10 protein-coding genes and 2 pseudogenes are annotated in these 12,683 nt (G+C 57.9%); 10 read left to right on the top strand and 2 right to left on the bottom strand.

Features of this window, described 5'->3' with window-relative positions; translation table 11 throughout:
• The 7 genes and pseudogenes from EN780_RS00285 to EN780_RS00260 form a co-directional block, all read left to right on the top strand.
• A pseudogene (locus EN780_RS00285) lies at positions 1-132 on the top strand (IS481 family transposase); the annotation flags it as partial.
• A 265-nt stretch (positions 133-397) separates the two neighbouring features.
• The gene (locus EN780_RS00280) at positions 398-1,576 is read left to right on the top strand and encodes a cytochrome P450 (RefSeq protein WP_164759124.1); all 1,179 of its coding nucleotides are present in this window, start codon (positions 398-400) and stop codon (positions 1,574-1,576) included.
• Between the two features lie 29 nt (positions 1,577-1,605).
• Positions 1,606-1,728: pseudogene (locus tag EN780_RS40290) on the top strand (ferredoxin); the annotation flags it as partial.
• A 138-nt stretch (positions 1,729-1,866) separates the two neighbouring features.
• Positions 1,867-2,454, top strand: coding sequence for a nuclear transport factor 2 family protein (locus tag EN780_RS00275; RefSeq protein ID WP_126083656.1), 588 nt, complete (start codon positions 1,867-1,869; stop codon positions 2,452-2,454).
• A 148-nt stretch (positions 2,455-2,602) separates the two neighbouring features.
• Complete coding sequence (locus EN780_RS00270) at positions 2,603-4,204, top strand: SDR family oxidoreductase (RefSeq protein ID WP_063169384.1); 1,602 nt, start codon at positions 2,603-2,605, stop codon at positions 4,202-4,204.
• 138 nt (positions 4,205-4,342) lie between these two features.
• Positions 4,343-5,395 (top strand): LLM class flavin-dependent oxidoreductase, encoded by a 1,053-nt coding sequence (locus EN780_RS00265; protein WP_024505249.1) that lies wholly within the window; start codon positions 4,343-4,345, stop codon positions 5,393-5,395.
• Positions 5,382-6,008 (top strand): nitrogen fixation protein NifQ, encoded by a 627-nt coding sequence (locus EN780_RS00260; RefSeq protein WP_029356557.1) that lies wholly within the window; start codon positions 5,382-5,384, stop codon positions 6,006-6,008. Before EN780_RS00265 ends, EN780_RS00260 begins: the two co-directional genes overlap by 14 nt.
• Here EN780_RS00260 and rpoN read toward each other — a convergent pair.
• Positions 6,005-7,438 (bottom strand): RNA polymerase factor sigma-54, encoded by a 1,434-nt coding sequence (rpoN, locus tag EN780_RS00255; protein ID WP_126063822.1) that lies wholly within the window; start codon positions 7,436-7,438, stop codon positions 6,005-6,007. The two genes, EN780_RS00260 and rpoN, sit on opposite strands and share 4 nt — an antisense overlap.
• A 68-nt stretch (positions 7,439-7,506) precedes the next feature.
• Positions 7,507-8,040 carry a peroxiredoxin gene (locus tag EN780_RS00250; protein ID WP_029356553.1) on the bottom strand — a complete coding sequence of 178 codons (534 nt, stop codon included), beginning with the start codon at positions 8,038-8,040 and terminating at the stop codon, positions 7,507-7,509.
• Positions 8,041-9,214: 1,174 nt separating this feature from the next.
• Between EN780_RS00250 and EN780_RS00245 the strand changes: the two genes are divergently transcribed.
• From EN780_RS00245 to EN780_RS00235, 3 genes are all read left to right on the top strand, one after another.
• The gene (locus EN780_RS00245; protein ID WP_206437555.1) at positions 9,215-9,526 is read left to right on the top strand and encodes a hypothetical protein; all 312 of its coding nucleotides are present in this window, start codon (positions 9,215-9,217) and stop codon (positions 9,524-9,526) included.
• An 832-nt stretch (positions 9,527-10,358) separates the two neighbouring features.
• A complete protein-coding gene (gene hisC, locus EN780_RS00240) occupies positions 10,359-11,474 on the top strand; it encodes a histidinol-phosphate transaminase (RefSeq protein ID WP_126063823.1) in 1,116 nt (371 codons plus the stop codon).
• 94 nt (positions 11,475-11,568) lie between these two features.
• Positions 11,569-12,603, top strand: a complete 1,035-nt coding sequence (locus tag EN780_RS00235) for an LLM class flavin-dependent oxidoreductase (RefSeq protein ID WP_095484287.1) — start codon at positions 11,569-11,571, stop codon at positions 12,601-12,603.
• Positions 12,604-12,683 lie beyond the last annotated feature (80 nt).

The raw sequence follows: 12,683 nt of genomic DNA, 5'->3' as shown, positions 1-12,683 counted from the left end.
CACCGCGCCGCAGAGTTGCCGGTCTGGCTGCACAGATACAATTGGCACCGTCCCCACGGGAGCCTAAAGTCCAAAACACCTATCAGTCGCCTCGCTCTAACCGAGGACAACCTGTTGAGGCTCCACAGCTAGCGATCCCACCAGTTGAGTTGCTCCAAGTCGGTGTCTAGCTTTCTACATTCTGTGTCCGACGCTGGACAAGAATGTTGCAATCCCGACCAGCAAGTCAGCGCAGGCGCCACCTGTTGCCCAGCAAACGGCAAGGATTATCGAAAGACGAATTCGGCACGGAGCTTGCACCAACGATTGCATGCAAATGCCGACAGCATCTCATGAACGGTCTCTCGATTCTGGCGCGGTTAAATCGCGGCCGGTTCCAGATCATGTCCCGCCCGAAATGGTGAGGGACTTCAGCCTGTTTACGTCGCCCGGCATGTTGCCGACCGCTAACGGGGATCCGCATGCAGCGGTTGCTTGCGTTCATGCCGGGCCTCCGATCTTTTATTCAACCAGCAACACGCGCGACGGTCGGGGTACCTGGGTCATCACTCGCGCGAGCGACCAGCGCCGGGTGCTGCAGGACACCGAAACGTTTTCCAGCCATCGCAGCATCTTCGCCTCTGTGCTCGGCGAGAGCTGGCCGATGATCCCGCTTGAGCTCGATCCGCCATTCCACGGTGTTTTTCGCTCACTGCTCAATCCGCTGCTTTCGCCAAAGCGGGTAATGGCATTGGAGCCGGCTGTCCGGGAACGAGCGATCAAGCTGATCGACAGGATCGCCGCATCAGGCACGAGCTGCGACATCATGAAGGATTTTGCAGTTCCGTTCGCGGTCAATATCTTCCTTCGCTTTATTGGGCTTTCGGACAACGGACTAGAAACATTTGTCGGCTGGGCTAGAGATCTGCTCCACGGCGATAAGGAGCAACGACCACCCGCAGCCCGGACGATCGTGGCCTTCATCGACGAACTTGCCACCGAGCGCCGCAAGGAGCCGGTCGATGATTTCATGACCTTCATCGTGAAGGCAAAGGTCGAGGGTCGTCTGCTCAGTGACGAAGAAGTCCGTGGCATCGGCGTGCTTGTGTTCGTCGCGGGACTCGACACGGTCTCAGCAGCCATATGCTTCGACTTGGCCCATCTCGCGCGCAACCCCAAAGATCAGGAATTGCTACGAAGCGAACCGGACCGGATTGCCGTCGCTGCGGAAGAATTGCTGCGCGCCTATTCGACCATTCAGATGATCCGAGTGGCAACGAAGGATGTCGACTTCAAAGGCGCGCCGATCCGCAAGGGAGACTATGTTTCCTGTGCCACGATGATTGCCAATCGTGACCCGGCGGAATTCGAATGCCCGAATGAGATCGATCTGGCGCGCGAGGACAACCGGCACGCTGCCTTTGGCTATGGTCCCCATCGTTGTCTTGGCTCACACCTTGCCCGGCGGGAGATTGTCATTGGCCTGGAGGAGTGGCTGGCGCGCATCCCAGCCTTTCGGATCAAGACAGGGACTGAACCTATCACCTTCGGCGGCCATGTGTTCGGGATCGAGAATCTGATCCTGGACTGGTCCTGAAGTTTCAGCCAACGACATTGGAGTTCGCTATGCGTGTCGTCGTACATAAAGCCAGATGCCAGGGTCATGCGCGCTGCTGGGCGCGGGCGCCGAGAGTCTTCAAGCTTGATGACGCCGGCTACATCTTGCCCGGTGATATTGATGTTGCCGATGGGGAGCAACTGCTTGCCTCAAAAGGGGTACGAGCCTGCCCCGAACAAGCTCTGGAAGTTGACGAGCCCCCCGCTAACTCAGTTGTAGAGAGAGACACACGCAAAGTGCAGACTGGCATCGGGAAGGATAAAACAATCATACAATTCGCGACAGACCCTGTCGACCACGCGAAAATTACCGAACTGCGTGACCGAGAGGCGATCCGCAACTGCCTGTATCGGTACTGCCGCGGGATAGACCGCGCCGATGAGGCGGCGCTGCGTAGCGCATACTGGCCCGAAGCGTATGACAGGCACGGTCCCTATTGCGGACCGGCAGAGGACTTCATCCAATTTGCTCTCGGTCTGCCGGGGCACCGTAACATCCATCAAATCACGAACAGCCTGATCGACTTCATCAGTTCAGCAGAGGCCGCGGTCGAGAGCTATTTCACCGCGCTGCAACGCGGACCGGATACAGACCAAGAAATACGTCAGACGCTGCTTTGCGGCCGTTACTGCGATCTGTTTCAGAAGAGGCAGGACGAGTGGCGAATTGCGGAACGGACAGTCGTCTACGATTGGGTTGAGGAGCAAATCCCGCCAGCGATTCTTGAGGCAGATAGGTTCGGCCGGCGACAGCCGATTGGAGCACAACATCCAGACGATCCCATCTACCAGTTGCTCAAGGGTCACATCCCCACCGACCAAGATGGCGTCGAGGGTCCCCAACTGGGAGCTGCATAAGTGGGTAGAAATGGAGGATGAGCGCCCTACGGGAACGACATCTGTGTGGGGCCGCAACTGGCGGTCACTGCAACGATTTGGCTCGGCCCTTCATTCCGCCCAAGGTTGATGGGCTGAGATCACAAGCGGTCATCGTGGAGAAGCTCTCGTGAAACTGGCAGCACGCACCGTAATCATCACAGGCGCTGCGGGCGGGATCGGCCGTGCCCTGGTCGATATCCTTGCCGCGGACGGAGACACTGTAGTTGCGGTGGACCTTCCGGGCAGTGGTGTGGTTGAACTGGCTCGGGATCTCGGGTCGCCGCACGTCGGTCTGGAGTGCGATGTGTCGCGAGAGAAGGACATGCTCTCACTTTTCGGCCAGGTCGAAGCACGGTTCGCGCAAATCGATGTCCTCATCAACAATGCGGCGGTTGGACCCACGATGGATAGGATCATCGACACCGCTGTCGATACCTTCCGACGCGGCGTGACAGTGAACCTTATTGGGCCATTCGTTATGGCCCGGGAAGCGGCGCGGCGCATGAAGCCGGGCGGTGCGATCGTCAATGTGGCTTCGATGGCGGGCGTGGTCGGCAATCCCAGGCGCAACGCCTACGCAGCCTCGAAAGCTGGCGTGATCTCGTTGACAAAGTCCCTTGCATGCGAGTGGGCTATGCGAGGAATCCGCGTCACGGCGGTGGCGCCGGGCTCCGTCCGCACCCCAATGGTCACAGAACTGGCACGCGCTGGCAAAATGGACCTCGCGGCGATACGCCGCCGCGTGCCGATGGGGCGCTTGGCTCGCCCCGACGAGATCGCCAGGGTCGTGCGTTTTCTGAGCAGCACGCAGGCGCGCTACATCACCGGCTCGGTGCTGGCAGTCGACGGAGGCTGGATGTCATTCAACCAGCCGGGGGATGCTCACCCGCCGGTGGATGGTGCGCTCCAAGCCGAGCTCTCCTGTCCGGCCGAATGCACAGATGCGCGAATCGTGCTCGTCACCGGTGGCGCAAAAAGCATTGGCGCGGCCGTCGCTCGCCGCTTTGCCGCGAACGGCGACACCGTCGTGATTGCTGATAAAGATGGCACTGCAGCGGCAGAGCTGGCTACATCGCTCCCCGGCAAGCATCTGGCGAAATCGCTGGACGTGGCCGTCGAGAGCGATGTGGTGTCGATGTTCGAAGAACTGAGGGGACGCTTCGGGTATATCGATGTTCTGGTCAATAGTGCTGATACCGCCGACAGGATTGTGCCTGCGATCGAGCAACTGTCGAAACAGCTCGAACACGTCCTGGATGTCAACCTTACCGGCGCCTTCACCTGCGCGCGCGAAGCGATCAAGGCTATGCGCCCGGGCGGCGTGATCCTCAATCTCGGGTCGATCGACAGCTTTCTGCCGTTCGCGCCGCGCCATGCCTACGGCGCCTCCAAGGCGGGGATGGATATGCTGACCCGTTGCATGGCGGCCGAACTCGGGCCGGTCGGAATTCGGACAGCCACCGTCGCTCCTGGCCACATCCGCACGCCCGCACTTGCTCAGTTGGCCAAAGCCGGCCGCATCGACCTGACAGCAATCGGACGACGCATCCCCATGGGCAGGATGGGACGGCCAGAAGACGTCGCAGATGCATCGTTCTTCCTTGCTTCGTCTGACGCCTCATACATCAACGGCTCGATCCTCTACGTGGACGGCGGCTGGACCTCGTTCGGTGATGCGGGAAACGCCAGCGAACTCTATGACGAATGTTTTGCGGAGGCCGCAGGTTAATTGCCAGGCCTTCGCAGGGCGACCGGCCGAGCATTATGAAGCCTCGGCTCCACGACGCACCTGAGGTGCTTGAGATCCAAGCATGTGCATGCCGAGCACATTCCCGGTCGGCTGACGTGTCTATAACGAGGAGAAATCATGGAATTTGCCACTTTCATTCTGGCCGCCCAGCGTGGCTATCACCAATCCTCAGAAAGCGTCATCCGCAACTCCATCGAACAGGCCGTCGCTTCGGAGCAGGCTGGGTTCAACACCGCGTGGTTTGCTGAGCACCACTTCAACAATTACAGCCTCATACCATCCCCGCTGATGATGGTGGCGCACTGCGCCGGCTTGACAAGCACGATTCGCCTGGGCACTGCCGTCTGCGTGCTGCCGCTTTACCAACCGCAGCGCCTGCTGTCCGAGATCGGCTTCGCCGACATCGTTGCGAACGGCCGTCTCGAGCTCGGCGTAGGCTTGGGATACCAGCAGTTCGAGTTCGAACGGTTCGGCGTGGACATCGATGAGGCGCCGGCCGTCTTTTCGGAATACCTGGACATCATTCTCAAGGGCCTCAACCAAAACGTCTTCGAACACGACGGCCAGTATGAGAAGATCCCCCCAACAGCGATTTCGGTCCGCACAGTCCAGCAGCCGACGCCGCCTATCTGGATCGCTGGCGGAGCCGCACGGATGGCTCGGGCCTACCGCGAGGGGCACAATTTTTTTGTCACAGCCTTCCACGACGGCTTAGAGACTTTGACCACACTGCGTGAATCAGTCGAGAGGGCGGCGGCATCCGAGGAAAAGAACGTCACCGACGTCAAGATATCGCTGCTGCGCTGCTGCTATGCCAGCCACGACGAGTTGGAGATCAACAGCTATCTCGACAATGCCCGCTTCCAGCGCCGGCTTTCTGAAGCCCTGCATCAGCGCCGCCAACAGAGCCACGATGGCTACCTGCTGCAGGAGACACCGACCCAGCAGGATCTGTCCTTCGAGACCATGCGCAAAAATTTGCCGATTGGCAGCGTAAATCGCGTGATTGATCGCCTGCTGGAAGAGATCGATATCTTGAAACCGGACCAGATCGCAGTTCAGACTCAATTGGGCGACTTCGACCAAAAGACGATGCTGCGCCAGATCGAGCTCTGGGGCGACAAGATCATCCCTGCGGTCAACAAGGCGCTTTGTCATGCCGGAAGCTGAAGCCGGCCGTTACGATGATGGCTGCCTATCCAGCGCGCAATGGCGTGGGTCCGAGCTAGGGAGGAGCTTCGATCAGCATGTGCTGCCCTGCGTACATTCACGTTCGCTTGAGGAGGTCCAGGCGGGCGAGGTGTTGGCGACGGAGGGGACAGGCCTTTCGTCTGTCGAATTGCGTGATGTCTTGGCCGCAACTTTCCCGTCTACCTCCAGCAGCGTATTCGCTTTGGAGGAGTTGAGCGAGCCCGAGCCGGAACTGGAAGAGGAGCTGCTACGCCGGCTGCTGCTAGCGCATGCTGCGCCGGCCGACCCGGCGAGCGGCCGCTTGGCCAAGATCATCGCCCGGCGTGCGATGCGCACGGACCATCTTTGGCGGGATCTTGGCCTCTCAAATCGCGCTGAGCTCAGCCGCCTGCTTGCCAGACATTTTCCCGCGCTGGCGGCAGGCAACACAGAAAACATGAAATGGAAAAAGTACTTTTACCGCAAGCTGTGTGAGGCCGAAGGCTTTTCGTCATGCACTGCACCCAGTTGTCGGGAATGCCAGGACTTCGAAAGCTGCTTCGGCCCGGAGGAAGTTGAGAGTCGCCTCTCGCCGACCAGGAATGCCGGTTAGTCACTTCGCTTGATCGCAGCTGCGGACAAACGCTTATCGCGGCGCCGTAGTATGGAGGAAGGGATGTTCATCGCCTCGCGATATTTGGTGACGGTACGGCGAGCGACATTGATGCCGGTCTGCTTGAGCTGAGCAACGATGTCTTCGTCGGAAAGTACCTTGTCGAGCGATTCTTCGGCGATGATTGCCTTGATCCGATGGCGGACAGATTTGGCGGAGTGCGCGTCGCCGCCCTCGCAGGATGCGATTGTCGCTGTGAAAAAATACTTCAGCTCGAACACCCCGCGCGGAGTTAACATGTACCTGTTCGAAGCCACCCGGCTTACCGTCGACTGGTGCATTTTGATCCCGTCAGCGACATTTTTGAGACAGAGAGGCCGCAGATGGGCGACGCCGTGTGTAAAAAAGGCATCCTGCTGGCGCACGATTTCGGTCGCAACCTTAAGGATCGTCTTAGCGCGCTGCTCGAGGCAGCTGATCAGCCAGTTCCCTTTTTCCTGGCAATGGTCGAGAAACGCTTTGCCTTCCGGATTTTGATTGGTCAGCTGCGAGATTTCGGCGACATAGGTGTGGTTGATCAACACTTTGGGCAGCGTGGCCGGATCAAGCTCCACCCGCCATCCACCTTCGGACTTGGGCATTACCCAGACGTCCGGTACGATGGTTTCCGGCGTCCCGGACTGGAACCGGTCTCCAGGCTTGGGATCGAGCGCGCGGATTTCGTTCCTCATGTCGAGGAGATCCTCCTCGTCGACTCCGCAACGCTGCTTCAATCCCTGAAAATCCCCCCGTGCAAGCATCTCGAGATTGGCGACCAAAGCTGCCATAGCCGGGTCGAACCGGTCTTGCTGGCGCAGCTGAATCTCCAGGCATTCGCTGAGAGTTCGCGCAAAAATCCCCGGCGGATCAAATTGCTGCAAGATTCCGATGACCCGTTCCACATCAGCTTGCCGAACGTTTAACCTCCTGGCCAGATCGAAAAGGTTTACCTGAAGATAGCCAGTGTCCTCCAGATGGGCGGCGAGCTGTCCGGCAATCAGCCGCTCCTGGGGGGTGAACGGGGTGAGGGCGACCTGGCGGGCGACATGGTCGTGCAATGTTTCGGTGTGGGCGGTAAACTCCTCGACGGCAGGTCGATCGTTGCCGCTACTGCGTTGCGACTTCCATTGCCCGCGCCCGCCAGACGGCCCGCCAATGGGCGATTCGCCGATTTCGCTTCTGCTTTGACTGCTCCGCTGATCCACCCCTGACAGCGGCGAATCGTCGTCAAACGGGTCAGGCTTCAAAACGGGGTTCCTCTCGAGTGCCTGCTGCACGAGCTGATGGAGTTCAGTATGCGTCAATCGCAGCAAGCGAATAGCTTCAATGGCTTGAGGCGATAAGACCATACGTTGCTTCTGGCGTTGAAGCAGGCTTGCTGAGAGATGCATGTTGAACCGTAATCTGCCGAGGATGCTCTAGTGTGTGCTTGGGTTGTGTGAGACTTGCCACTTCTGGGTCATGCCGCCGCCTTCAGTTTGTCGAGAACGTTTTGCGGGGATGAAACGCCATAGGGGTCCGTCTCGCAGTTGTCACAGAAGCCTTCCTCCTCGAACCACTGCTCCACCACGCCATCGTCGATCAGAGCGGCGTATCGCCAGGAGCGCATGCCAAAGCCCAGATTGTCCTTCGCGACCAGCATGCCCATTTTGCGCGTGAACTCGCCCGACCCGTCTGGGATCAGCTCGATCTTCTGCAGCCCCAAGGACTTTCCCCACGCATTCATGACGAAAGCATCGTTGACCGAGACGCAGTAGATCGCGTCAATTCGCAGTTCCAGAAATTGATCATAGAGTTTTTCGAAATCGGGCAGTTGGAAGGTCGAGCAGGTCGGGGTGAAGGCGCCAGGCAGCGAGAACAGGATGACGCGCTTGCCCCCGAAATAATCGTCGGAGGTCTTGTTCTCCCACCGATAAGGATTTGGCCCCCCGATCGACTCATCGCGAACACGCGTGCGAAAGGTCACGAGAGGAACGTTCTTTCTATCGGTCATTGATTTGCTCCCAGGCCAAAGTGGTACGGTGCATTTTTCGGTTAAACTGAAGCGGCATCGACTTCGGTCGACAGTTCCGGCAGCCTCGCGCCTTGGCGTGGTTGCCTCGGACCGGTCTTGTGCAAGACCGCCCCCGAGCAGGCACGTTTAAAGGCGACGAGCTTCCGCGGAGACGGGGAATTTCGCTCGCGTGCTTTATCGAGCTTTGAGAGGTAGGCATGGTCTGCAACCGTGATTTTGACTGCGTTCTATCGACCGAGTCGCAAGCGCCATGCCAATTGACCCGATGCCTTGGGTTCACTTCGGTTTTTGCAGCAACTTTCGTGTTGTGCAGTAATGCCGGTCGATATTATTGCTCAAGCAGCACTGGAAATTGGGTGCGACTCCGTTCGGCAAACCCGGCCTTTGTCCGAAGCCGGACACGAATGTCGGAAATAGCCAAACGCCAGGATCTGGGGCGGGTTAAGAAACGTTGCCGTGGGCACCGGCTTCAGCACAATTGCGCCACGCGAGCATGGCTCCCAGCGTCAATGTCGTGCAGCAGCGAGACGAAGTCACTGCAGAATATCAACCTCTGCGAAGTCGTTGAAACCCAGCATGTGCGAGCCGTTCGAGGCGCAGATCAAGGCATGCTCGAGGAAGAGCTCGTGCTCTCGGCAGCAAGTGTTGCGACGTCTGACAAGGATCGTCGCGCTTCAAGGAAAAGAACCTGAATGGTGCACGGCTTGTGAAGGCCGGCGCATGGAAATGGCTGGGCTGATCATCCTCCATGAGGGTTGAATGAAGAGCTGGCCCCTATCTCCCTCAGCTGCAACGGGGGGAGGTAGGGCATGTCCGTCTATCGCGCTGGGTAACATTCCTCGGTGAGGCAATAAGGGGGAGCAATTTCTCATTTCGGCAGACACGACCCAGCTCTCCTTTCATGCGCTGATTCCCCCAAGGGAAATCGCGACTCCAGGCTTCCTATGCAGCGAATCGCGGTGCTGTCCGATGTCCGACAATGTCGGATGCGGATCGTAGCTGGGCTAGATCCGTCACTTTGCCTCGATGGTTTCCCACTGGCCTTATATCTGCTTCGCCCCAAATGCGGCGACATAACCTGTGCGGCATCTGTGAATGGATCGACTTCAATCGAGACCTCGGAGGTCCCGATGCGCGAAGGGAGCTTGCCGATATGACGGCCACCATAGCGAACCACGGTCCGGACGACGAGGGGACTTGGATCGGCGGGCCTGCGGCGCTGGGACACCACCGCCTGGCAATCATCGATATCCAGGGCGGCCGTCAGCCGAGGATGCTCCAGGAGGATGGCCGACCTGACTTGGTGCTCGTCTACACGGGTGAGACTTACAACTACCGCGAGCTGCGTCAACAGCTGGCCGGCCTAGTCCATCGCATGAACACGAGCAGTGACACCGAGGTGGTGCTGCACCGCCCCCGCGAGTGGGGCTCTTCGGCGGGTACACTTTTTTCACGAAATCCGTGAATGTTTCTCGCGACATCATCCCGCAATCGGTGGTGCAGCGGGTGAAGAGCCCGTATCCGGCTATCCAGAATGCCGCCTACGACAAAATACTACGTACGCGGTTCACTGCGATGCTGGACGACCTAGTGCCGGCAGTGGCACCGCTGTTGTCCGTCGACAGGTCCCGCGCTTGCTCGGTGCGACCAACAACCTTAAGCGCTAGGGCGTAACCTGACCCTGCAAGATCTCCTCACCGACTATAAGGTGCGCCTCACGATCTGAGACGATGGGACAGGATGGCTAAGGAGGTGCGCCGTCTTGCATGCCCCGCCACCGAGGCGAACCCTCTTGGCTACGCGCGCCACAGCGACGCTCCATATCGTCAGGCCTGCGTCTCATGCTCAGATGAGCCGGTATTTGGCTCTCTCATCAGCAAACCGAGAGAGCCCATGCCAAGACGGAAGCAAGCAAGACGAACGAGCGTCAGAGATATCCTGCGCCTGACCCATAAACAGGGCAGTCCGGTGGGCCAGGTGGCAGAGCAACTGAGGTTCGGCAAGACTTCGGCTTCCACCTATCTGCGGGCGCTGGAGACGGGCTGTCGTGCAGGCCCTGCATGCGGCTTTGAGGACGATGCGATGTTGAAACACCGTCTGTTGCGCCGAATCGGCCGTCGGCCACACGTTGGGTCGTCATCAGGTTCTCGACAGCTTGCCGGTGTCAAATCCAAACCGTGGTCGGCGATCCCCACCAGGGTGGGAAGGCAGCGCTGATATAGCCGAACGTCGATCAAGTCACGATCAACTATTGCCTCATGTCACATGCCCTGCGGGACTGAAAAACGGAGAAGAACATGTGCGATGCAAAACTGAAGACCGTGCTTTCGCTTTTTTCGCCGGTGGCCAGCAAATTAGATGCTCTCTCGTCCAACGGACCAGCGACGGATGCAAATTGCGTTAAGCTAAATACGAACGAGAACCCGTTTCCGTTGCCGAAGAGCGTAATGCAAAGTGCAATTGCTGCGATCGAACACCAGTATCTTTATCCGGAAGACGACAATCTCAGCTTAAGGGCAGCTGCCTCCGATGCTTACGGATTTTCCAAAGATCAGGTGATTGCCGGCAACGGTTCGTCGGAGCTGCTCGGACTCATCTACAGAGCTTTCCTCGCCCCAGGAGATAGAGTGGCGATGCTGTCGCCCGGATTTTCGTTCAACCGTAAACTTGCCATGTTGCAGGGTGCCGAGTTTCTCGAAATCGCATCGAGCGAAGCTCATCCCCTGCCGATAGAAAAACTGCTGTCCGGCCCCGCAAAAGACGCGAAGTTCATTCTGTTGGCTAATCCGAACAATCCGACCGGAACATTCGTGCCGGTGGCCGAAATCGAACGCCTTGTGGAGCAAGCAGATCGCTTGGTCGTCTTGGATGAGGCCTACGTTGACTTCGCACCCGACAATGCCCTGCGCCTCGTCAATAGACATCCGAATCTTTTGATCTTGAGGACTTTTTCAAAGAGCTATGCTGCTGCTGGCGTGCGAGTCGGCTTCGGTTTCGGTCACCCAGAAATCATTGGCAGGCTGCGCAACATCCAGAATGTCTTCAACATGAACGTGATCGGGCAGGCGGTCGGGAAAAGCATTCTTGCGCATCGCCACGCCTACGAAGAGAACCACAGGCACATCAAGCATGAACGACAGCGAGTGACCCTGGCGCTGTTGCAACTTGGCTTTTCCGTAACACCCTCCCACGCAAACTTTTTGCTGGCCCGTGTGCCGGCGGGACAGGAGGGCTCATGCTGGCAAGCCGCGTTGAAAGAGCAGGCGATCCTCATCGCCAGCTTTCCTGACGTAGATTTGAAGAACTGTATTCGCGTCAGCATTGGCACCACAGAGCAGATGGACAAATTCCTTGCTGCCGCCAAACGCGTCTGTATGAGCTTTAAGAAGAATCGCGGTGTGCACAAGCATTAAGTCAATTCACATTAAGCGCCAAGTAATAGGTGCTGATATGTCGCCAGCTATGATGATTAGCGAATAAATAATAGGTAATTTGGAGAACAATTAATTGAAGAAAATTTCCGCTTCGGGCCTGACCTTCGGCATCTTCGATCATCTGGACGAAAACGGCGATGACATCGCACAACAATATGCAGATCGGCTGAGCCTAGCAGAAGCGTGCGATGGCTATGGCTTTTATGCGTATCATCTCGCCGAGCACCACTGTACGCCGCATGGCAGAGGTCCATCACCGAATTTGTTCTTAGCGAGCGTCGCCCAGCGAACCCGCAGTCTTCGTGTTGGTCCCATGGTAATGCTACTTGCGCTCTATCATCCGCTGCGTGCCTTCGAGGAGATCTGCATGCTTGATCAGTTGAGCGGCGGCAGGCTTGAACTCGGCATAGGGCGCGGCTCTGCTCCCACTGAATTGGGATACTTCGGGGTTGCTGTAGAAGCAGCACCAGAACAGTATGCGGAGGCCAGTGAGATTCTCATCAATGCGATGAAAGGCGGGACGCTTTCTTATCAGGGCCGCCACTTTGAGTTGAAAGATGTTCCGCTGACGTTGAGACCTCACCAATATCCCCATCCGCCGACATGGATCGCCACCAATCGACCCGAGCCGGCTAGCTGGGCCGCTGCGAATGGGGCAAACATCGCCTGCGTCGGACCTTCCACTTCTGTTCGCAGCGTTACCGACGCGTTCCGCGCCGCCCGAATTCACGATGCTGACATTGGCCAGCAAGCGCCATTTCTTGGATTGCTCCGAATGGTGGTGATAGGGCGTTCTGAAACAGATGCGTATTTGCTCGCAGCACCTGCCTATGAACGATGGCTCAATAGCTTCAAATTTCTATACGAACTAAATGCCATTTCCACTCCACCAAACTTGCCTTTGAACTTCGATGCAGCAATTGAAAGTGAATTGTGCGTCGTGGGAACGGCAGATTCTGTCCGAAAAGCTCTCCTTGATCAGCTGGAAGAGGCAGGTGCTAATTATCTTCTGTGTCAACTGGCATTTGGGGATTTGCCGCTGGATGCCTCACTATACACCGCATCGGCCATTCGATCCGAAATCATGGCTCGAGTTGCCGCATCGTGAATCCGTCGTGTGATTGGAGGAGCAGCGGCAGCGCTGCTCCTCATTGCGAAACGGTTGTGGGGGCCGGACTCCTGTCAGGT

The sequence above is a fragment of the Mesorhizobium sp. M4B.F.Ca.ET.089.01.1.1 genome (assembly GCF_004022605.1).
In the GTDB taxonomy this organism is placed as follows: domain Bacteria; phylum Pseudomonadota; class Alphaproteobacteria; order Rhizobiales; family Rhizobiaceae; genus Mesorhizobium; species Mesorhizobium abyssinicae.
The sequence above is the reverse complement of the archived record's forward strand: the minus strand, read 5'-3'. Positions and strand labels throughout refer to the sequence as shown.

Excerpts from the sequence above, each read along its gene's own strand:
- EN780_RS00280 (WP_164759124.1), top strand. The coding sequence starts at position 398 with ATGGTGAGGGACTTCAGCCTGTTTACGTCGCCCGGCATGTTGCCGACC.
- EN780_RS00265 (WP_024505249.1), top strand. The coding sequence starts at position 4,343 with ATGGAATTTGCCACTTTCATTCTGGCCGCCCAGCGTGGCTATCACCAA.
- EN780_RS00260 (WP_029356557.1), top strand. The coding sequence starts at position 5,382 with ATGCCGGAAGCTGAAGCCGGCCGTTACGATGATGGCTGCCTATCCAGC.
- rpoN (WP_126063822.1), bottom strand. The coding sequence starts at position 7,438 with ATGCATCTCTCAGCAAGCCTGCTTCAACGCCAGAAGCAACGTATGGTC.
- EN780_RS00250 (WP_029356553.1), bottom strand. The coding sequence starts at position 8,040 with ATGACCGATAGAAAGAACGTTCCTCTCGTGACCTTTCGCACGCGTGTT.
- EN780_RS00245 (WP_206437555.1), top strand. The coding sequence starts at position 9,215 with ATGACGGCCACCATAGCGAACCACGGTCCGGACGACGAGGGGACTTGG.
- hisC (WP_126063823.1), top strand. The coding sequence starts at position 10,359 with ATGTGCGATGCAAAACTGAAGACCGTGCTTTCGCTTTTTTCGCCGGTG.